The sequence below is a fragment of the Halomonas sp. ISL-56 genome (assembly GCF_018612805.1).
Taxonomy (GTDB): Bacteria; Pseudomonadota; Gammaproteobacteria; order Pseudomonadales; family Halomonadaceae; genus Vreelandella.
Genome location: NZ_JAGGRO010000022.1, coordinates 18079 through 39535, shown reverse-complemented (window position 1 = coordinate 39535; position 21457 = coordinate 18079). Strand labels below are relative to the sequence as shown.

21 protein-coding genes are annotated in these 21457 nt (G+C 54.2%); 20 read left to right on the top strand and 1 reads right to left on the bottom strand.

Features of this window, described 5'->3' with window-relative positions:
* Positions 1–75 precede the first annotated feature (75 nt).
* From murJ to J7J49_RS18615, 11 genes are all read left to right on the top strand, one after another.
* Positions 76–1659, top strand: a complete 1584-nt coding sequence (gene murJ, locus J7J49_RS18665; RefSeq protein ID WP_215094783.1) for a murein biosynthesis integral membrane protein MurJ — start codon at positions 76–78, stop codon at positions 1657–1659.
* 64 nt (positions 1660–1723) lie between these two features.
* On the top strand, positions 1724–2818 hold the full coding sequence (gene ribF, locus J7J49_RS18660; RefSeq protein WP_215094781.1) for a bifunctional riboflavin kinase/FAD synthetase: 1095 nt from the start codon (positions 1724–1726) through the stop codon (positions 2816–2818).
* A complete protein-coding gene (gene ileS, locus J7J49_RS18655; protein WP_251048398.1) occupies positions 2802–5663 on the top strand; it encodes an isoleucine--tRNA ligase in 2862 nt (953 codons plus the stop codon). The genes ribF and ileS overlap by 17 nt, the downstream gene beginning before the upstream one ends.
* Complete coding sequence (gene lspA, locus J7J49_RS18650) at positions 5656–6213, top strand: signal peptidase II (protein ID WP_502793521.1); 558 nt, start codon at positions 5656–5658, stop codon at positions 6211–6213. The genes ileS and lspA overlap by 8 nt, the downstream gene beginning before the upstream one ends.
* Positions 6214–6246: 33 nt before the next feature.
* Positions 6247–6693 carry an FKBP-type peptidyl-prolyl cis-trans isomerase gene (gene fkpB, locus J7J49_RS18645; protein ID WP_215094779.1) on the top strand — a complete coding sequence of 149 codons (447 nt, stop codon included), beginning with the start codon at positions 6247–6249 and terminating at the stop codon, positions 6691–6693.
* Between the two features lie 37 nt (positions 6694–6730).
* Entirely contained in the window at positions 6731–7717 is a 987-nt protein-coding gene (ispH, locus tag J7J49_RS18640; protein WP_215094777.1) for a 4-hydroxy-3-methylbut-2-enyl diphosphate reductase, read from the top strand.
* An 80-nt stretch (positions 7718–7797) separates the two neighbouring features.
* Entirely contained in the window at positions 7798–8193 is a 396-nt protein-coding gene (locus J7J49_RS22715) for a type IV pilin protein (protein WP_353048398.1), read from the top strand.
* Positions 8180–8614 (top strand): type IV pilus modification protein PilV, encoded by a 435-nt coding sequence (gene pilV, locus J7J49_RS18630; protein WP_215094775.1) that lies wholly within the window; start codon positions 8180–8182, stop codon positions 8612–8614. Before J7J49_RS22715 ends, pilV begins: the two co-directional genes overlap by 14 nt.
* Complete coding sequence (locus tag J7J49_RS18625; RefSeq protein ID WP_215094773.1) at positions 8614–9099, top strand: PilW family protein; 486 nt, start codon at positions 8614–8616, stop codon at positions 9097–9099. Before pilV ends, J7J49_RS18625 begins: the two co-directional genes overlap by 1 nt.
* Complete coding sequence (locus J7J49_RS18620; protein WP_215094771.1) at positions 9096–9533, top strand: PilX N-terminal domain-containing pilus assembly protein; 438 nt, start codon at positions 9096–9098, stop codon at positions 9531–9533. The genes J7J49_RS18625 and J7J49_RS18620 overlap by 4 nt, the downstream gene beginning before the upstream one ends.
* A gap of 112 nt (positions 9534–9645) precedes the next feature.
* Positions 9646–10668, top strand: a complete 1023-nt coding sequence (locus J7J49_RS18615; RefSeq protein WP_215094768.1) for a tryptophan--tRNA ligase — start codon at positions 9646–9648, stop codon at positions 10666–10668.
* A gap of 142 nt (positions 10669–10810) precedes the next feature.
* Here the strand turns inward: J7J49_RS18615 and J7J49_RS18610 are convergent, their stop codons facing one another.
* Positions 10811–11329 carry an Hcp family type VI secretion system effector gene (locus tag J7J49_RS18610; protein WP_035580474.1) on the bottom strand — a complete coding sequence of 173 codons (519 nt, stop codon included), beginning with the start codon at positions 11327–11329 and terminating at the stop codon, positions 10811–10813.
* 643 nt (positions 11330–11972) lie between these two features.
* Between J7J49_RS18610 and tssB the strand changes: the two genes are divergently transcribed.
* Genes tssB through icmH form a run of 9 tightly spaced genes read left to right on the top strand, consistent with a single transcriptional unit; the run spans position 11973 to position 21449 of the window.
* Complete coding sequence (tssB, locus tag J7J49_RS18605; protein ID WP_064235142.1) at positions 11973–12482, top strand: type VI secretion system contractile sheath small subunit; 510 nt, start codon at positions 11973–11975, stop codon at positions 12480–12482.
* A 54-nt stretch (positions 12483–12536) separates the two neighbouring features.
* On the top strand, positions 12537–14018 hold the full coding sequence (tssC, locus tag J7J49_RS18600; protein ID WP_064235141.1) for a type VI secretion system contractile sheath large subunit: 1482 nt from the start codon (positions 12537–12539) through the stop codon (positions 14016–14018).
* A gap of 15 nt (positions 14019–14033) precedes the next feature.
* Positions 14034–14465 (top strand): type VI secretion system baseplate subunit TssE, encoded by a 432-nt coding sequence (tssE, locus tag J7J49_RS18595; RefSeq protein ID WP_215094766.1) that lies wholly within the window; start codon positions 14034–14036, stop codon positions 14463–14465.
* Positions 14466–14483: 18 nt separating this feature from the next.
* Positions 14484–16247 (top strand): type VI secretion system baseplate subunit TssF, encoded by a 1764-nt coding sequence (tssF, locus tag J7J49_RS18590; protein ID WP_215094764.1) that lies wholly within the window; start codon positions 14484–14486, stop codon positions 16245–16247.
* Positions 16211–17230: a type VI secretion system baseplate subunit TssG gene (gene tssG / locus J7J49_RS18585; protein ID WP_064235138.1), complete on the top strand. Its 1020-nt coding sequence runs from the start codon at positions 16211–16213 to the stop codon at positions 17228–17230. Before tssF ends, tssG begins: the two co-directional genes overlap by 37 nt.
* 3 nt (positions 17231–17233) lie before the next feature.
* Entirely contained in the window at positions 17234–18730 is a 1497-nt protein-coding gene (gene tagH, locus J7J49_RS18580; RefSeq protein ID WP_215094762.1) for a type VI secretion system-associated FHA domain protein TagH, read from the top strand.
* Positions 18727–19266 (top strand): type VI secretion system lipoprotein TssJ, encoded by a 540-nt coding sequence (tssJ, locus tag J7J49_RS18575; RefSeq protein ID WP_064235136.1) that lies wholly within the window; start codon positions 18727–18729, stop codon positions 19264–19266. The genes tagH and tssJ overlap by 4 nt, the downstream gene beginning before the upstream one ends.
* A complete protein-coding gene (gene tssK, locus J7J49_RS18570) occupies positions 19266–20600 on the top strand; it encodes a type VI secretion system baseplate subunit TssK (protein ID WP_064235135.1) in 1335 nt (444 codons plus the stop codon). Before tssJ ends, tssK begins: the two co-directional genes overlap by 1 nt.
* A gap of 3 nt (positions 20601–20603) precedes the next feature.
* Positions 20604–21449, top strand: coding sequence for a type IVB secretion system protein IcmH/DotU (gene icmH / locus J7J49_RS18565; RefSeq protein ID WP_251048397.1), 846 nt, complete (start codon positions 20604–20606; stop codon positions 21447–21449).
* Positions 21450–21457: the final 8 nt, after the last annotated feature.

Sequence of the window (21457 nt, the reverse complement as noted above, 5' to 3'; positions counted from 1 at the left end):
AAAGTTTTCTCTGGATGGCTTGTTCTGATGGTTTGCTCTGATGGTTTCTTCTAGACGGTTTGTTCTGGATAGCTCATGACAGCTAAGAAAACACTCGATACGCCCCCAAACACCACCATAGTCCGCCGCGGGCTAATGCGCTCTGGGCTTGTAGTCAGTGCCATGACCATGCTGTCGAGGGTGATGGGGCTGGCGCGCGATGTAGTCATCGCGACCTTATTGGGGGCAGGGGATGGCGCCGATGCGTTTTTCGTGGCGTTTAAGATCCCTAACTTTCTGCGCCGTCTGTTTGCCGAAGGGGCGTTTAACCAAGCCTTTGTGCCTGTGCTTTCAGAATACTCTACCCAGCGCAGCCGTGAAGAGATTCGCGCGCTGCTGAATGCGACTGCGGGTAGTTTAACGGCAGTGCTGGCGCTGATTACCGCCGTGGCCATGCTTTGTTCGCCGTGGCTGATTTGGGTATTTGCCCCTGGTTTTGGCAGTGAGCCGGAAAAGCTAGCGCTGACCGCGGATATGCTGCGCTTAACGTTTCCCTATTTATTGCTGATTTCGCTCACCGCGTTTTCAGGCAGTGTGCTGAACACTTGGAACCGCTTTGCGGTACCCGCGTTTACCCCGGTGCTGCTGAACCTTTCGCTGATTGGTGCGGCGCTGTTTTTAATGCCGTTAATGGAAGAGCCCGCTATGGCGCTGGCCTGGGGCGTGCTGATCGCCGGGGCGGCCCAGCTGGTGTTTCAGGTGCCGTTTTTACTGCGCCTGGGATTGATGCCCACGCCCTGGCCAAATTTTGCCCATGAGGGCGTGCGGCGCATACTGAAGCTTATGGGGCCTGCGCTGTTTGGGGTGTCGGTATCGCAAATCAACCTGCTGTTGGATACCGTTTTAGCGTCACTGCTGGCGGCGGGCAGCGTGTCGTGGCTCTACTACTCAGATCGTTTGGTGGAGCTACCGCTGGGCGTGTTTGGGGTGGCGATTGGCACGGTGATTCTACCTGCACTGTCTAAACGCCATGCTGACCAGTCCAAAGAGCACTTTGCGGCGATGCTCGATTGGGCTATCCGTATTGTATTGCTGTTAGGCTTGCCCGCGGCGCTGGCGCTGGCGGTATTGGCCGAGCCGCTGCTGATTACCCTGTTCCATTACGGGGCGATGACCGACAACGACATCCAAATGGCGGCCATGAGCCTGCGCGCTTATGCCTTCGGCTTGGTGGCCTTTATGCTGATCAAAGTATTGGCGCCGGGCTTTTTTGCCCGCCAAGACACCAAGACGCCGGTAAAGGTGGGTATTATCGCCATGGTCGCGAATATGCTGTTAAACCTACTGCTGATTTGGCCGCTGGCGCATGCCGGGTTGGCGCTAGCCACCGCGCTTTCTGCATTCCTAAACGCTGGCCTGCTGGGCTACTTGCTGCATAAGCAGGGAGTGCTGGTCTTTCAACCCGGTTGGAAGCGGTATGCGGTGCAGTTAATAGGGGGTAGTGGGTTAATGTGTGCAGCACTCTATTTTGTGGCGCCTGACTGGCAGGCGTGGCTTACCTTTGGCCTTTGGCAGCGGGTAAGCTGGGTTGCAGGCTTAGTGGTACTGGGCGGCTCGCTCTACTTTGCCTGGCTGGCGGCGCTGGGTTTGCGCATTCGTCATTTTAAAATGCAATCGTAACTGCACCCCGCCGGGCGTGTTCGTTATAATCAGAGGCTTTATATCCTCCAACGGCTGAGGTGCCATGCGCGTCATTCGAGGTCTGCACAACCTAAAAGCGGCTCATCGTGGCTGCGTTGCGACCATTGGAAATTTCGATGGGGTGCATCGTGGCCATCAAGCCATCCTGCAGCAGTGCCGTGAGCATGCGGCGCGCTGGAGTGTGCCGCTGACCGTTGTGGTGTTCGAGCCCCAACCGAGAGAGTTTTTTGCCGGTGATCAAGCGCCGCCGCGTTTAACCCGGCTACGTGAGAAAGTGCGGCTATTGCGCGACTTTGGCGCCGAGCAAGTGCTGGTTCTGCCGTTTAACGATGCACTGCGCAGCCTCACCGGGCGTGAGTTTATCGACCAGGTTTTGATCGATGGGCTTGGCGTTAAGCACTTAGTGGTGGGCGATGATTTCCGCTTTGGCTGCGATCGCCGCGGCGATTTCGCGCTGCTAGCAGAAGTGGGGCGTGAACAGGGCTTCGGGGTTGAACACACCCGCACCTTTACCGTGGATGACGAACGCGTTTCCAGTACGCGGGTTCGCACATTGCTGGCCAGTGGCAATTTTTCTGCTGCAGCGCGTTTGCTGGGCCGCGCCTACTCGTTAGACGGGCGCGTAGTGCGTGACCAGCAGTTGGGGCGCACCATTGGCGTACCTACCGCCAACTTGCCGCTGATGCCCCAGCCATTAACGCTGCGGGGGGTCTTCGCGGTCATGGCGGTACTTGAAAACGGTGAGCGCTACCCGGCGGTGGCGAATGTGGGCTTCCGCCCCACGGTGGGTTCAGATCGGCCGACGCTAGAGGTACACCTGCTGTATTTTAATGGTGATCTTTACGGCCAACGCATGACGGTATTTCCCTGCGCACGGCTGCGGGGCGAGGTGAAGTTTGACGGCCTTGAAGCGCTTAAAGCGCAAATTGAACGTGATCAGGCCCGCGCTCGCCACTATCTAACAGCGGCGATGGGTGAGAAAAACAGTGCTCAGCGCCACGATGTTAAGCAAGACGATGTTGAGCAAGACGAGGGTAAGCAAGACTATTCTCTTCCGCTGGCCTCGGCCCCGCTTGGGCGTGATACGATTTCTTCTGATTCTTCTTCGGCGGATGACGCCGATGCTAACAACGGCTGACGAGACCATGGATTATAAGCACACGCTGAATTTGCCTGAAACTGACTTCCCCATGCGCGGCATGCTGCCGAAGCAGGAGCCGGGGCGGGTTTCCCAGTGGCAGGATATGAACATTTACCAGCGCCTGCGTGAAGCGCGTGCGGGGGCGCCGCTGTTTGTGCTGCACGATGGCCCTCCCTATGCCAACGGCAGCATCCATATTGGTCACGCTGTTAATAAAATTCTTAAAGATATTATTGTTAAGTCAAAAAACTTAGCCGGTTTTGATGCGCCTTATGTGCCCGGCTGGGACTGCCACGGCCTGCCCATTGAGCACAAGGTCGAAACTACCCACGGTAAGCACCTTGAGCCTAGCAAAGCGCGTGAGTTATGCCGTGAATACGCCGGTGCGCAAATCGAAACCCAACTGGCTGACTTTGTGCGCTTGGGCATTATTGGTGATTGGGATCACCCTTACCGCACCATGGATTTCGCTAACGAAGCGGGTGAAATCCGAGCGTTAGCGGAGATGGTCGATGCGGGCTATGTGTTTAAAGGCTTGAAGCCGGTTAACTGGTGCTTTGACTGCGGCTCGGCGCTGGCGGAAGCCGAAGTTGAGTACGCCGATAAGAAGTCCGACGCTATTGACGTGGCTTTCCCGGTGGAAGATGCCGATAAGCTTGCCGCTGCCTTCGGGTTAACCGAATTAACGAAACCGGCCGCTGTGGTTATCTGGACTACCACGCCGTGGACGATTCCGGCTAACCAAGCGCTGAACGTTCACCCTGAGTTTACTTATGCCCTGGTGGATACCGGCGAGCGTTTGCTGCTGCTGGCGGAAGAGCTGGTGGAAAGCTGCTTGGAACGCTTTGAGTTGCAGGGCGAAGTGATTGCTACCACGCAGGGCAAAAATCTCGATCTGATCAATTTCCGTCATCCTTTTTATGACCGCCTCTCGCCGGTCTATCTGGCAGAGTACGTCGAGTCTGAAGTGGGTAGCACCGGTATCGTTCACTCCGCGCCTTCCTACGGTATGGATGACTTTATCACCTGCCGCGAGCATGGCATGGAGTTTGACGACATGCTCAACCCGGTGCAGGGCAACGGCGTTTATGTTGATGACCTGCCGTTCTTTGGCGGCCAGATGATCTGGAAGGCCAACCCGCAGATTGTTGAAAAACTGCGCGAAGTCAATGCGCTGATGGCGCACATCCCCATCAAGCACAGCTATATGCACTGCTGGCGCCACAAAACGCCGGTGATTTACCGTGCCACGGCGCAGTGGTTTGTGGGCATGGACATCAAAGGCAAAGACGGTAAAACCCTGCGCGAGCGTGCCTTGGAAGGTATCGAAGCGACAGCGTTTACGCCTGCCTGGGGCCAGGCGCGTCTGCATAGCATGATTGCCAATCGCCCGGATTGGTGTATCTCCCGCCAGCGTAACTGGGGCGTGCCGATCCCATTCTTCTTGCATAAGCAAACCGGCGAGCTGCACCCGCGCACCGTGGAGCTGATGGAAGAGGCGGCCAAGCGCGTTGAGCAAGAGGGCATCGATGCCTGGTTCAAGCTCGACCCGGCGGAGCTGTTGGGCGCAGAAGCCGCGGAGTACGACAAAGTCACCGATACGCTTGATGTGTGGTTCGACTCTGGCACCACCCACCGTCATGTGCTGCGCGGCTCGCACCCCCATGGCCACGAAAGCGGCCCACGGGCGGATCTCTACCTGGAAGGCTCCGACCAGCACCGTGGCTGGTTCCATTCGTCGCTGCTGACCGGTTCGGCCATTGACGGACATCCGCCGTATCGTCAGCTGCTAACCCACGGTTTTACCGTCGACTCCCAGGGGCGCAAGCAGTCCAAATCACTAGGCAACGTGGTCGCGCCCCAGGAAGTGATGGATAAGCTGGGCGGCGATATCCTGCGCCTATGGGTCGCTTCCACCGACTACTCCGGCGAAATGGCGGTGTCAGACGAAATTCTGAAGCGCACCTCGGATGTGTACCGGCGGATTCGTAACACCGCCCGTTTCCTGCTCTCGAACCTTAGCGGCTTCGACCCAGAGCAGAACCAGGTGGCGTTTGGCGATATGCTGGCGCTGGATCAGTGGGTGGTGGATCGTGCTTACCAGCTACAGGCGCGCATTGAAAAAGCCTACGAAGAGTACCGCTTCCTGGATGTCTACCAACAGGTGCATGGCTTCTGCGCCCGAGAGCTGGGTGGCTTCTACTTAGATGTGATCAAAGACCGCCAATACACCACCCAGGCCGATTCACTGGCCCGGCGTAGTGCGCAAACCGCGCTTTATCATGTGGTGGAAGCGCTGAGCCGCTGGATCGCGCCGATCCTCTCCTTCACCGCTGAGGAGATTCACGAGAATATCCCCGGTAAGCGCGGCGACAGCGTGCTGCTAGAGACCTACTACACTGATCTGGGCCGTTTGGATGATAACGCCGAGCTGGGCCGTGCTTTCTGGGAACAGGTGCTAGAGGTCAAGCACTCGGTCAACAAGTGCCTGGAAGATGCCCGTAATGCCAAAGTGATTAAAGGCAGCCTGGCGGCTGAAGTGACGTTATACGTCAATGATGAGTTGCAGGCGATGCTGGCCAAACTGGGCGACGAGCTGCGCTTTGTGATGCTGACCAGCGAAGTGACGCTGAAACCACTTGCTGAAGCCGGTGATGTAGACGCGGAAGCGACAGAGCTTGAGGGCCTGAAAGTGGCGGTTAACGCCAGCGACAACACCAAGTGTGAGCGCTGCTGGCACCACCGCCCCGATGTGGGTACTCATGCGGATCATCCCGATCTATGTGGTCGCTGTATCAGCAACCTCCCCGAGGGAAGCGGTGAGATTCGCTACTATGCTTGATAAAAACATGCCTAGCAAAGACACACCTAGCGATACAAACGCACGGCCGCCGATGCAGCGGCCGTTGCGCTGGCTGTGGCTAGCAGTGGCGGTCATTGTCTTGGATCTGGCCACTAAATACGTGGCCAGTAGCCAGTTGGGTTATGCACAGCCGGTAGAGGTGTTGCCGTTCTTTAACCTGACGCTGCTGCACAACACCGGCGCTGCGTTCAGCTTTTTAGCTACCCATCCCGGCTGGCAGCGCTGGTTCTTCGCCTTGATTGCCGTGGGTGCCAGCGTGGCGTTGACCGTGTGGCTTGCGCGGATCAAAAACGACGAAAAGCTGTTGGCGATCGCGCTGCCGCTGATTATCGGTGGTGCGCTGGGAAATCTCTACGACCGCCTGGTGCATGGCTACGTGGTCGATTTTCTGTCTTTCCACGCAGCGGGGTGGTACTACCCCGCGTTTAACGTGGCCGATATTGCGATTACCCTGGGGGCGGTCGCCTTAATCTGGGAATCCATTATGGGTGAGCGGCGGCGTAAAAAAGCGCACGGGGCTGCCCATTAATCGAACGTTGAGAACGGTACATTGAGGGCTGACATGAGCGACTATTTGATTGATGACGGTATGGAAGTGACGCTGCACTTCACCTTAAAGCTCGAAGACAACACCTTAGTGGACTCCACTAAAGACAAAGCGCCGGCTACCTTTGAGTTTGGCGACGGCAATTTGCCGCCCGGTTTTGAACACCCTATTAAAGGCATGTCCGCAGGCCAAGAGGCAACCTTTCAGATAACCCCTGAACATGCGTTCGGCCAGCACAACCCGCAAAATATTCAGACCCTGAAGCGGGCTGATTTTGGTGATGAAGTCCCGGAAATTGGCATGGTGATGTCGTTTGCCGATAAAGCGGGAACGGAATTGCCCGGTGTGGTCAAAACCATTGACGGTGAGCGCATTGAAGTGGACTTCAATCACCCACTGGCAGGGCGTACCCTGGTGTTTGAGGTCGAAGTGCTCGACGTCAAACCGGTGACAACGCATTAATTCACTAAGCGATGTGCTTACGCATCAAGGCGCTACTATGCAACTGACGCAATCGACGCAATCACAGCCCATCCAGATCAAGTTAGCCAATCCGCGTGGTTTTTGCGCCGGTGTGGATCGCGCGATCGATATCGTCAACCGCGCATTGGATGTGTTTGGCCCGCCTATCTATGTGCGCCACGAGGTCGTCCACAACCGCTTTGTGGTCGAAACCTTGCGTGCTCGTGGGGCCGTGTTTGTTGAAGAGCTGGATGAAGTGCCGGACGATGTTATCGTCATTTTCTCTGCCCACGGCGTTTCTCGGGCGGTACAGGCCGATGCGGAACGACGGGGTTTGAAGGTATTCGACGCCACCTGCCCGCTAGTGACCAAGGTTCACCTTGAAGTGCTGCGCTATGCCAAACGCGGACAGGAGTGCATCCTGATCGGCCATGAAGGCCACCCGGAAGTCGAAGGCACCATGGGGCGATACGATACCTCCCATGGTGGCCGGATCTACTTGGTCGAGGACGAAAAAGACGTCGCCAAGCTGGAGGTGAGTGACCCCACCAAGCTGGCTTTTGTGACCCAAACCACGCTGTCGATGGATGACACCGCTAAGGTGATCGGTGCGCTGCGCGAGAAATTTGCCGATATTCAGGGGCCGCGTAATGACGATATCTGCTACGCCACGCAGAACCGCCAGGATGCGGTACGCGAGCTAGCCGCCCAAAGCGATCTACTGTTAGTGGTGGGCAGCCCCAACAGCTCAAACTCCAACCGCTTACGTGAACTTTCGGAGCGTATGGGCACACCCGCCTATTTGATCGACAACGCTGACCAGATTGACCCGCAGTGGCTTGAGAATGTTTCACGCATTGGCGTAACCGCGGGCGCCAGTGCCCCTGAAGTGTTGGTCAAAGGCGTGATTGCCAAGTTGCAAACCATGGGCGCTGCACTACCTGAAGAGCTACAGGGCCGTGAAGAAACCATTACCTTCTCTATGCCGAAAGAGCTGCGTGAAAAGGTGATCGCCAGCAGCTGATATAAGCTGCGGAATGCAATGCGTATTAGTATGCGACATACTGAATCAGTATGAGCTAACTAATACAGGAGTAGAGCCGCGTGTCTTATGTTTCTCACTCTTTTTCTGGCCGTTCTTTGCTGAATGGCCAGCGTGGCTTCACCCTCATTGAGTTAATGATTGTGCTGGTGATCATCGGCATCGTCTCCGCCATTGCTTACCCCAGCTATACCCGCTACGTGCAAAAAACAGTGCGAACCGATGCCCATGCAGGCCTTATGCAGGCTGCTTCCGAGCTTGAGCGCTGTTATACGCGGACTTACTCCTATAGTGATTGTCCTATCAGTAACGCCTCTCCCGAAAACAACTATACGATTGCGGTAGATGTTAGCGGTAACGGCTATTTATTGACCGCTAGTACCCATCAGAATGACGGCTGCGACAATAATATAACGCTAAATTCGAGTGGCGAAAGGTTGCCCGATGCTTGCTGGTAAACAGGAAAAGCAGCGAGGCTTTAGTTTAATCGAGGCTTTGATCGCTCTGGTGGTGCTTTCCATCGGCTTGATCGGGGTTGCCGCCATGCAGCTTAAAGCGTTGCAAAGTGCGAATGCTGGCTACCAGCGTTCATTAGCAAGTGTTGCAGCCGTGGATGCGCAAGAGCGGCTGTGGGCGGAGCTGGCAAGAGAGGGCGTAGATAGCTGTGCAGATATTGATGTAGAGGCTGCTTGGAAGACCCAGTGGTTTGCCGAGAGTGATTTAAATCCTTTGCGGAATGTGAATGCGCAAGAGAGCAAAATCGTATCAGATGGTTGTGAATTTACCATTGAGATAGGCCTGGGAAGCTTGGCAGGCGATACCGGATCTGATGTGTTTACCTATACGCTTCGCCTTCCTGATACAGGTGGAGGCGAGTGATGCCAGTTAGGCAAAAGGGCTTTACCCTCGTTGAGCTGATGGTCGCGATGGCGATAGGTGCAGTGATTATCTTAGGGGCAGGACAGCTTTTTTTAACCTCTTTTCAAACGTTTCAAACCGTTGGCAAGGTCAGTCGTAAACAAGAGACATTAATTTTTGCGGTAAGTACCCTGACTGCTGCAGGACGCAAAGGGGATATTGCTGACTACGCTATTGTGTCCGATGGACGTCACTCTGACAGCGGGACGGACTATTATTGTGTGCTGCAAGACGAGGTTAAAAACCAACCTGTCTTAGATCTTGCTCAGGTTGATGATGAAGCCGATTGCCCAACGCTTTCCAAAACCAACAGCGATGACGTGTCTCATTTAATCACACTGCCCCTTGGCGATTGCCGAGAAAGCGTGAATATGACGTGCGATGAAATCACCTTTACTATCAGCGAGCGAAATAAAGCAATCTCATCACGAGAGCCTACTTCATGAAGCAACAACAAGGTGCGGCGTTAGTGATTGTTATGGCTCTGCTCGCCGGTGCGTTGATGCTAGGCATGTCAGGCATGCAGAGCGCGTTGATTGATGAGCGTTTGGCGGGTAATTATCGAGCCTCTGTACAAGCTCAAATGAATGCAGAAAGCATGTTGTCGGTATTTAGAAGCATGGCTTCTCGGCGTCAGTTATTAGAAGGCATCTTTAACGCTACTTATACCGAGAGTGATTTTTTAAATGATGTAACTGGCGCCGAGGGATTTGAATCCTTCGATCAGTTGGGCGTCACGTTTGATGTGAGTGGTGATGAAGTGACTATTACAACGCGCGATATGGGCACGAATAGCAGCATTGAGGGCATATCGGTTGCCGTTTATCAACGGGCCAGCCGAACCAGCCGAACCAGCCGAACCAGCGGAGCAGGCGACTAAGCAGTTGTGAGGGGCATTGTTTAAATGCCAGGGATGCCATTCGCCACACGGCATGCTGCGCGTTATGATAGTCCTATTTGCCTAAGAGCCTGAAAGCTAAGAGTCTGAAAACATGAGTCAAACCGCTAAAACCCGCGTTCTCACCGGCATCACCACTTCCGGCATCCCCCATTTGGGCAACTATGTGGGGGCGATCAAGCCCGCCATCGAAGCCAGTCAAGACCCCAGCGTGCAGTCGTTCTATTTTTTGGCCGATTACCACGCGCTGATCAAGTGCCCAGATCCAAAGCGGGTGCAGGCGTCCCGCTTGGAAATTGCCGCCACTTGGCTGGCGCTAGGGCTGGATACCGATAATGCGATTTTCTATCGCCAGTCGGATATTTCAGAAATCCCCGAGCTTGCTTGGATGCTTTCTTGCGTGTGCGCCAAGGGCTTGATGAACCGTGCGCATGCCTACAAAGCAGCGGTGGCTGAGAACGAAGAGGCGGAGAACCAAGACCCGGATAAAGGCATTACCATGGGGCTGTTTAGCTACCCCGTTCTGATGGCGGCGGATATTCTGATGTTCAACGCCAGCAAAGTGCCGGTAGGCAGGGATCAGATTCAGCATATCGAAATGGCCCGCGATATCGCCGGGCGTTTTAACCACCTCTATAAAGGCCAGCACTTTACCCTTCCTGAGGCAGTAGTAGACGACAAAATACAGCTGCTGAATGGCTTGGATGGGCGCAAGATGTCCAAAAGCTACGACAATACCATTCCGCTGTTTGCCCCAGAGAAAAAACTGCAGAAGCTGGTGCGCAAGATTAAGACCAACTCGCTGGAGCCCGGTGAGCCGAAAGACCCTGATACCTGCACGCTGTTCCAGATCTATTCAGCCTTTGCGACAGCGGAAGAGACCGCCAGCCTGCGTGAGCAGTACGCGAACGGTATTGGTTGGGGCGAGGCCAAGGATAAGGTGTTTGAATATTTGAATGCCCACTTGAGCGCTCCTCGTGAACGTTACAACGCGCTGATGGAAGACCCGGCTCATATTGAAGCAGTACTTCAAAAAGGCGCTGAGCGGGCGCGGGAAGAGGCTGCTGTAACGATGGGTCGTCTTCGGACAGCCGTTGGTCTGGGGCGGTTTGTATAGTTTCAGGGCCTTGCCGTAATACCAATCGCAATATGCCCATTGTAACAAGGCAGTAGAAACGACGAAGCCCCTTCCAGTTGGAAGGGGCTTCGCTTGTTTCAGGCCGTGTTTTTCAAGCCTGGTTCAGGCTAGTAGCGATAGCTTAGCCTTCAATCGGGGCGCGCCAGTCGTCGGAACCAGAGGTGCCGGCAACAGTGTGTTCCCAATCAATCTTACGGTAAGCCAGTGACACGTCCATCAACTGAGTGAATTCAGATTTCTGGATGTCTTGGGCGTGGGGCATGCGCAGGTTGATGTCAACGATGGTGGCATCGGTCAGCGTGGTGGTGAAGAAGTGCTCCTGCTTACCTTCTACAGAAGTGCGGTACCACTTCAGCTCAACATTGGGCAGCATTTCACCAGACGCTAGTGCGTTGTACATCAGCGGTACTGCTTTGTTCAGAGCAACAGTAAAGATAAAGGGCTTGTGAGCACGTTGGCCGGACGGCTGACCAGACTGCGGATCAGTAGGTACGGTAACAACATGCTTAAATTCTTGTACCAGCATCTGGTCTTCGTGACCTTCAACGTAGATGTTGCCTACGGAGTCAGGGGTAAAAGCGCCTGATGTGATGTTGCCCTGAGTTTGGCCTTCGATGCTGATATAACATGGTGTTGGCATGGTCTGCTCCTTGACTGGAAAATTAAATGAATGTCTCGTGGACACAAACAGTAGAGCAACTTCAAGGCCAATATTTTTAAATGCTTAAATATCAGTTGCTTATGATGATTCTGGGTAATGGGTTTCTTTCTCTGAGGCAATAAGTTGCCTGTGCTGGGCAACTTATTGCCTGGTGGGGCAAGAACTTGCTTGCCTGTTTGTTACATCCACATGCGTTGCGTAACGCAGAGTTGCATCTTCCATGGCCATGCTTTATGCCTAAAAGAATTGCCTATGTTTTAAGCAGAAACGGTGCCATCAGTGCCATATTTTTACTGCTCAAAAATGATTGAGCTACCCCCACTAAGCTCCCCTTTTGTATGAATTTTGCTCGCCGTTTGTAAGAAATCTCTGACAGTTTTTGTAAGAAATATCTTACAAATTCATATTTCTTAAATTAGCTTTAATTAATGTTCTCTTATCGTGTCGCTAAAAACCGCGAAAATGGCGGTAAAAAATGCCTTTCTGATATTCCTGTTTTCTGAATGACAGTGATGCCTGTTTAGGAGCATTTGGTACTTTAGGCTTAAATCCGGTAGTTTCCCGCGATTAATAAGCATTCTTCTTTGAATCGAATTGTTCTATTTTTTTACGGGCGAAAACCATGGCTAAGCAAGGAACGGTCGCGCCGAAAGAGCGCATCAACATCAAATATGTACCCGCTACAGGCGATCAGCAGGCCGAGACTGAACTGCCGCTGAAATTATTGGTGGTCGGTGACTTCAAGGGTGGGGAGGAAGATACCCCCATTGAGGAGCGCGAGGCTGTATCTGTTGATAAGAATAACTTCCAGTCTGTTATGCGCGAAGCGAACCTTGGCTTGCAGGCTGCGGTTCCCAACCGGTTGCAAGAAGAGGGGGAAGCAAGCGATTTGGCCGTCAATCTGGAGTTTAAATCACTCCATGATTTTGCGCCCGATAGTATCGCTCGGCAGGTGCCGGAGCTGCGTAAGTTAGTCGAGTTAAGGGAGGCGTTGGTGGCCTTGAAAGGCCCTCTAGGCAACGTACCTGCTTTTCGTGACCGCTTACAGAAGCTGCTCGAAAGTGACGAAACGCGTCAGCAACTGTTGGCGGAGCTAGAGCTGCTTGATTCTGACCCTAACCGTAACGATTAAGCATTCTTATTTTCGTGCTAGTCCAGTAACCGGATTGTATTCGAGGCATCTCTTATGAGTGATATGGCGCAAAAGAAAAGCCAAACGGCGGAAGCCCAGGAAGAGGTTTCTTTACTTGATCAAGTGATGGCGCAGACGCGTATGGCGCCAGCGGATGAAGGCTACGACGTTGCCAAGCAGGGCGTTGCCGCCTTTATTTCCGAGCTGTTAAACGGCGAGAATGCTGCCCCGCAGGTTAACAAAGCCGTCGTAGATAGCATGATTGTTGAACTTGACCGCAAAATTAGTCGTCAAGTTGATGAGATTCTCCACGACGATAACTTTCAGCAGCTAGAGTCAGCATGGCGTGGCTTGAAGCTGTTGGTTGATCGCACCGATTTCCGCGAAAACATTAAGCTTGATGTGCTGCATGCCACCAAAGAAGAGTTGTTGGATGACTTTGAGTTTGCCCCGGAAATTACCCAAAGTGGTCTCTATCAACACGTTTACGCAGGCGGGTATGGCCAGTTTGGCGGCGAGCCAGTAGCGGGGATTATCGGGCATTACGATTTCACGCCCTCGACCCCCGATATGAAGTTACTGCAGCATACTGCTGCGGTCGGGGCGATGGCCCATGCGCCGTTCCTGTCGGCGGTGGCGCCCTCTTTCTTCGGCATCGATAGCTTCGAAGAGCTGCCCAATATCAAAGATTTCAAGGCGATTTTTGAAGGGCCGAAATACGCTCGCTGGCGCAGTTTGCGTGAGTCAGAAGACGCGCGCTACTTAGGCTTGACGGCGCCTCGCTTCCTGCTGCGGATGCCCTACGATCCAGTCGAAAACCCCATCAAGACATTTAACTATCGTGAAACCGTCAGTGAAGATCACGATCACTACCTGTGGGGTAATACAGCGTACCTGCTGGCTGAGCGTTTGACCGACAGCTTTGCAAAATACCGCTGGTGCCCGAACATTATTGGGCCGCAAAGTGGCGGCGCGGTTGAAAACTTGCCCGTCCATACCTACGAAGCGCTGGGCCAGCTGCAGGCTAAAATCCCCACCGAGGTGCTGGTGACGGATCGCCGCGAGTTCGAAATGGCCGAAGAGGGCTTCATTTCGTTAACGATGCGTAAGGGCAGTGATAACGCTGCTTTCTTCTCCGCCAACTCCGTACAAAAGCCCAAGGTATTTCCGAATACGCCCGAAGGCAAAGACGCTGAGACCAACTATAAGTTGGGTACCCAGCTGCCGTATATGTTCATCATCAACCGCCTGGCTCACTACATTAAAGTGCTCCAGCGTGAGCAGATCGGTTCGTGGAAAGAGCGTCAGGATCTTGAGCGTGAGCTGAATACCTGGATCCGACAGTACGTGGCCGACCAAGAGAACCCGCCCTCTGACGTTCGCAGCCGCCGCCCACTGCGTGCCGCCTCTATTCAAGTGTCGGATGTCGAAGGCGATCCGGGCTGGTACCAGGTATCTATGTCGGTACGCCCGCACTTTAAGTACATGGGTGCCAACTTTGAGCTGTCTTTAGTCGGACGTCTCGACAAGGAATAAGGGAACCTCTCCATCATGGCTATTAACCATGGCAGCCTGCTAGGTAACCGTCTGTTTGAGCGTCTTGCAATGCCTGAACAGCCGTTAGCGCATGGGGAGGATGAAAGGCTGGCGGAAACTGTTGAGTCGATCAAGCGCCACCTAGTGGAGCTGCTCAACAGTCATCCGGGCAATAGCGCCTGTGAGCCTGAGTTGGGGTTGCTGGACTTCAATGATGCAACGATCGGCGTGCTGGATTTAGAGCTGAATATCCAGCGCGCCATTCGGCAGTGCATTGAGCGTTTTGAACCACGGGTTCAGCACGTTGAAGTTGAGTCATTACCCAATAATGGCGACCCCTTACAACTGCATTTTCAAGTACATGCCACCGTAGCGTTAGGGCGAGATAACGCCCACGCCACGATCGACTTATTGCTCAATAATAAGCGCTATCAGTGTCTTAACTGATAGGCTTGCGAGGCCCGAATGCTAAATCGCTATTACCGGGACGAGCTCAATTTTCTGAAGCGCCAAGGGCGAGAATTTGCGGAGGGCAACCCCGGCCTGAGTCGCTTCTTGTCAGAGCGTAGTACCGACCCTGATGTTGAACGTCTGCTAGAAGGTTTTGCCTTTCTAACCGGCCGTATGCGTGAAAAAGTGGAAGATGAGTTCCCTGAACTTACTCATTCGCTGATCAGCATGCTATGGCCGAACTACTTGCGCCCGGTGCCTAGCATGACCGTGGTGCAATTTACCCCTACGTGGCATGCGTTGAGTACCCACCAGCTCCTAGAACGGGGTACAGAGTTAGCCAGTAAGCCAGTGGATGGCACTACCTGCATGTTCCGCACTTGTCATGACGTGACGCTCTATCCGCTAGAACATGCGGGGGTTGAGGCACGTCATACACGTGATGCCTCCATTGTTGAGTTGGCGCTTGATGTACATAGTGATCAGCCCCTCAGCGCGATGGGGATTGATACATTGCGTTTGCACCTTGGTGGAGACGCTTATACAGCGCGCACGCTCTATCTGTGGATGAGCCACTACCTGGCGCGTGTAGAGCTGGAAATTGATGGTAAACGGCTGCCCCTGCCAAAGCAGTTGCTGCAGCCCGTTGGTTTTGATCGTAAGCACGCGTTACTGCCTTACCCACGGAATGTGTATCAAGGGTATCGGATACTTCAGGAATATTTGTGTTTTCCAGAGGCCTTCCACTTCTTTGATGTAACAGCCCTAAACCAGCACTTGCCTGCCATTACCGCAGACAAAATTATTCTGCGCCTAGAGTTTGAGCGTACTTTACCGACCGACGCGAGAGTGAAAGACGAGCATTTTGCTTTGTATTGCTCGCCAGCGATCAACCTATTCTCTCATGATGCAGAGCCTGTCGATGTTAGCGGTGAGCGCAGTGAATACCGCATTCACCCCAACAGTCGATCTCCCGGACACTATGAAATTTTTAGCGTCGATAAGGTAGAGGGCTGGTTAGAGAGCGAGAACGGTAAGGGGCGTGGTACGCCGCGTGAATATGTGCCTTTTGAAAGCTTTCAGCACCAAGTTAAGAGAGACCGTGGCAACGATGCCTCCTATTACCGGCTTCGCGTGCGCAACAGCTTGCGTGGGGATGGGTTTGATCACGACATATCCTTTGTGCGTGGCGATGAGCGCAGCTACATAGGCATGTCCGAAACCGTCTCGCTCGGATTGACGTGTAGCAACCGTGAGCTGCCTGAGCGTTTGACGGTAGGCGATATTTGCTACTCAACGGAAGAGAGCCCCTCTTATGCCATGTTTCGCAATATCACCCGCCCCACGCCAGTGTTGCGCCCCACGCTGGACGGCAGCTTGCTATGGACACTGATTTCTAATCTATCGCTTAACTACTTATCGCTACTGGAGCGTGATGCGCTGTGTTCTGTGCTGCGTGCTTACGATTTCCGTGCCTTGGTCGATAGGCAGGCCGAGCGAGTGGCTCAAAAACGGCTGGCAGGCATTGTCAGCATTGAAACCCAGCCCATTGATCGGCTGAAAAGAGGGCTGCCCATTCGTGGTCTGCGTTCGGTAATGACGCTAGATCAAGATGCCTTTGGCGACGAAGGGAGTCTGTACTTATTTGGCAGTGTGTTGGCGCGGTTCTTCTCCTTGTACGCCAGCATCAACTCGTTTCATGAGCTGCATGTTATTAACCGTCAAAATCACGAGCGCTACAAATGGACCTTACAGTCGGGGCAGCAGCCTCTGATGTAGCGCTTGCCCCTTTGATGGCAAAGGCGCGGCGTTACGATTTTTATCAACTAGTAGAGCTTCTGCATCGTCATCACGGCGATGACCTTGAGTGTGGCCAGCGAGGCGCGCCCGCTTTTGAGCGCGTGCGCTATAGCGCCTCAGCATCACTAGGCTTTCCCAGCAGCGACGTTCTCTCACTGGCTTTTCAGCCTGAGGGCCATTACGAGCTGGAAGTTAGCTTCTTGGGTCTGCAGGGGTCTCAGTCGCCGTTGCCCAGCTATTACCTTGAAACATTAGCGCATGAGGCAGCCCATCACGATGGTGTTGCAGGCGATTTCCTGGATTTTTTCAATAACCGCTTACTGGCGTTAGTGCACCGCAGTTGGCGTAAGTATCGCCATTACATCCGCTACCAGGATGGCGCTAGCGATGGGTTTTCGGCGGCTATTTTTGCCCTGGTGGGGTTAGCAGACAGTGACTTGCGCGTTGAGACCCCCATCAACTGGAGCAAGATGCTGGCTTATGCCGGTTTGCTGGCAGGCCGATCGCGTTCACCCGAGGTCGTCTGCAGCATCGTCGGGCACTGCTTTGACCTTGATGATGTGCAGATTGAAGAGTGGGTACATCGCTGGGTTCAGATTCCAATGGATCAACGCAGCCGAAGCGGTATGGCAGCCATGACGTTAGGCAGCGATGTGGTGGCCGGTGAGCGCGTTGCTGATGTTAACGGCAAATTTGTGCTGGGTTTATTTGGTCTCACCTTGGAGCGTTTTCGCGACTTCCTACCTGATGGCAGGGAGCATGCCCCGTTGCGCACCCTGGTTGAGTTTGTGCTGCGCGAGCCGTTGGCCTACGACCTTGAGCTAGAGCTATTACCCAGCGCCGTACAACCGATGCGGTTAGGCGATGCTGGCACCTGCCAGCTCGGCTGGACCACCTTTGTTAATCCCGAGTCCGGCAGCGCCTCAAAACGCCGCCGAGTGCGTATTCAGATGACAGGTTAAACAATGAACGCCAACCCAATTTCCGCTGTAACGCTGGTCATTGCCAATAGTGAGCGACTAGAAGGCCGTTCAACAAGTAGCTACGTCTTTCATGACGTGGGGGGCACTTTAGGCTCCTCAACCGATGATGACTGGCTATTGCAAGACCACGCCGGCCGCATTCGCCCGCAGCATGCCCAAGTGAGCAAGATTGATGGCAAGTTCTGCCTGATTGATAGCAGCGGCCACACCTTCATCAATCACGCCACTCTGCCAATTGGGCGAAACCGCAAGGTTGCCTTGAGCGAGGGCGATGAACTGTTAGTCGGCGAGTACCGCCTCAAGGTGCACTTGGGTGATCGGCAGGCAACCCAGCCCGGTGCTCAACCCCTGGCTTCGCTAGTCAATGAAGAGCAGGAAGCAGTAGATGCTTATGGCCGCCCTTTAGTGCATGAGGACCAGCCGCTGCGTGCTGAAGCCGCGAAAAAAGAAGATCCCATGGAGGCGCTTGGCGGGGTAGCGCGCGGTGTGGGGCACGAAGATCCAATTGCCGCCTTAGATCCCCGTTCTGCCAATGTTCAGCTGTCTGAGTCCCTTGATGAAATGCCTGAGTTAATGGGGTCAGAGCACCGTGTTGAAGGAAGTGTAGGGCGTGACCAGCAGGAACGGCGCGAAGGCGCTGTTCGCATGCCGGCGATCAAACGCAAGCCAGGCAGCCATTCACCGGACAGCCATTCACCGGACAGCTATTCACCAAGCGTTTATTCAACAAGCGGCTATTCACCAAGCAGTCATTCGCCAAACGGCTATACAGCAGGCAACCCTACAGAGAGGAGCAGTAGCATGGATGAGCGGGCAATAGACGACCTCGAACGTTCCGTTGGCGAGCAGTTGGAGGATCGCTGGCAAAAGCCTAGTGGGCGTTCACTCGGCCATGTTGGTGCTGACCCGCTATTAAGGGGGCTGGATATCGACATCCCCTTCCGTGATAGCGAAGAGCAGCAGGCGTTCCTTGAAGAAGCCGGTCAAACATTAAAGGCTGCTATCAATGGCTTGCGCACTCTTCAGCAGGCTCAAAACGATAGCAAATACCCTCTTCGAGACCGTCGCTTGCAGCCCATCGAAGATAACCCGCTGCGTCTCGGTCAGGCTTATGAAGCCACCGTTGAAACCATGTTTTCGGCCCAGCGTAGCCCGGTTCACCTTTCGGCGCCCGAAGCGGTGGGGGAGTGCTTACGTCATCAAGGCCACCATCAGGCGGCTGTAGAAGAAGCCATTGAATACGCCCTAACCGCTATTCTGGATGCCTTTTCACCTGAAGCGCTACTAAAACGTTTCCATGCTTATCGTGGTGCCGGAACCCGTATCGAAGATGAAAACGGCTGGGCCTGGGAAATGTACCGCCACTACTACCACGAGCTTAACTCAGGCCGCCAGCTAGGCTTCCAAAAACTGTTCTGGGAAGTCTTCGAGCAGGCGTATGACCAGTCTGTTCGTCGCCAGCAGCGGGAGGACGCATGAGCAAGGCCAAGAGCCTCGGGCTTGTTGGGGTGCTTTTAGTGCTGCTGTCGATCACAGGCTGTGCCTCGACCCGTGAGGCAGCCGGTAAAGCATGGGAGGTCATGCTCGATCCCTCTATACCAGTGGGCTATCCGGAAGATCAGCCCACCTTGGTGGATTTAAGCATGGTCGCAGAACCCGATGTGAACCCGAACATTGATGGTGAGGGGACGCCGCTGCGCTTTCAAATTTTGCAGCTTAAAGATGACTCCATGTTGATGGCGGCTGACATGGATCAGCTCAGTGAGGATCTAGAGGCGGCATTGGGCACTAACTACCTGACACATGACGACTTCACCTTGCTACCTGGCCAGTGGAAGTTTTACGAGCCCTTCGCCATTGAAGAGGACGCGCGCTATATCGGTTTGATTGCGTTCTATGCTCAGCCAAATGAGGCGGAGTGGAAGAAAGTCGTCAAAGTGAAAGCCAGTTCAGAGAATTATCACTTGCTGGTTCATCTGCGCAGCAATGAAGTAGAACTAAGGAAGGAAGAGTGATGGCCAGTCGCAATCGCGTGGTATGGAGTGAAGGGCTATTCATCAAGCCGCAGCACTTCCAACAGCAGCAGCGTAGCCTTGAAGGGTTGATCGATACGCGGCTTAAGGGGGTTAGTCACTATCTGTACGGATTTTTAACCCTGGAGTTGAATAGCGAATTTTTAAGCTTTGGCCGGATTGCGATTAGCCGGGCGAGCGGCGTAATGCCCGATGGCGTGGCCTTCCAATTGCCTGAGGATGATCTAGAGCCTTCTGCGCTGGAAGTGGCAGACTCGGGTGTTACCAATCAAGTGGTGTATTTAGGTTTGCCACTGGCCACGGATAGCGTTGGGGAAGTGCGTTGGCCTGATGACAACCTACCTGCGCGTTATCGCCTTTCACCGCGCAGCGTACGTGACCTGCACTCCCGCGATGGTGATATGGCAGACCTGGATGTGGCCCGCGTTTCACCGCGCTTACTGCTAGAGCAAGAAGACCGCAGTGGTTACGCCTGCTTAGCCGTCACGCGTATTCTAGAGCGCCGCCCCGACGGCAGCTTGGTGCTGGATGAGCAATTTATTCCCACCTTGTTGAACGTGCAGGCAGCGCCAAGCCTGCAGCGGTTTGTGGGTGAAATGGCCGGTTTGATGCGAGAGCGGGCGCGCAATATTGCTCAGCGGCTGTCGACCCCCAACCAGGCAGGGGTGGCCGATGTGACGGATTTCATGCTGTTGCAACTATTAAACCGTGCTCAGCCACGTTTTCAGCATCTATCGCGTTTGGGGCAAGTTCATCCAGAACGGCTCTACGACACGATGTATGAAATCGCGAGTGAGTTGGTCACGTTTACCGATGAGTCGCGTTTGCCGCCTGAGTGTCCTGCTTATGACCATGAGCATCCCGAACGTGGGTTCCGGCCATTAATGCAGATGATGCGCCAAGCGCTCTCCACCGTGCTTGAGCCCCGCGCTATCGCCATTCAGATACAGGCGCGGAAATTTGGCTTACTGGTGGCGCCGCTTTCGGATACCAGCCTGTTCGAAACAGCCGAATTCATTTTGGCAGTGCGCGCCGATATGCCCAATGAGCGCCTTCGCAAGCAGTTTCTACAGCAAACCAAAGTGGCCAGCGTCGAGCGTATTCGCGACCTTATTAGCCTGCAATTACCGGGTGTGCCCTTGGAGCCGCTACCAGTGGCCCCTCGCGAGCTGCCTTATCACGCGGGCTACACCTATTTCCAACTCAGCCGACAAAGCGAAGCCTGGGGAATGCTGGATGGTGCAAGCGGTTTTGCCTTCCACGTGGCAGGCGAGTTCCCTGGGTTGGAGATGCAGTTTTGGGCGATCAGGAGTTAAGCCATGCAAGATATTGCCACGCATCAAAATGACGCCAAAAACGACTACCCGATGGGTGAGCCGGTTCGCCATGAAGACCATATAAAAGAGAGCGGCGTTGAGCAGTTGGTGCATAGCCATGCCCAACACCTGAATGCTGACGAGGACTACTGGTTTCGGCTGCGTGGGCACAATTTAAACCCGTTGGTCGATGCGTCAAGCAGTCTGCTGGGTATGGCGGTACGCGTCCGCGAGGTGGACGGTGCTGATGATATTGGACGCCTCTATCGCCAGGTGGTCGACGAAATTGCCTCGATCGAAATTGAGCTAACCGAACAAGGCTATGACCGGCCAACGCTGCTCGCTTACCGCTATGTGCTGTGCTCGTTTATCGATGAAACCGTGATGGGCATGCCCTGGGGGCGCCAGAGTGTGTGGGCCGAGCACTCGCTGCTGGCAAGATTTCATAACGAAACCTGGGGCGGTGAAAAAGTTTTCTCCATCCTCGCGCGGTTGCAGCAAGAGCCACAACGTTACCGGGACATGCTGGCCTTTATCTACTTGTGTCTATGTCTCGGGTTTGAGGGGCGTTACCGAGTAAAAACCGAAGGTCGTGAAGAGTACGACCAAATCGTGCGTGCCCTGGGTGACCAGTTGGCGTCGCTTGAAGAGCAACCCGACGAATTATTGACCCAGCCGCTTAAGCATGTGGTGAAAGGGCGTGGCAAAGGGATGCACGAGGGATTACCGCTATGGGCCATCTTTGCCCTATTCGGCGTTACGTTGGTGAGTATTTATTTGGGGCTTTCTTGGTCGCTGGATCAACAGGCTGAGCAAGTCAAAGCTTTACTCGATCAGATTTATCGTTAGGAGAGAGC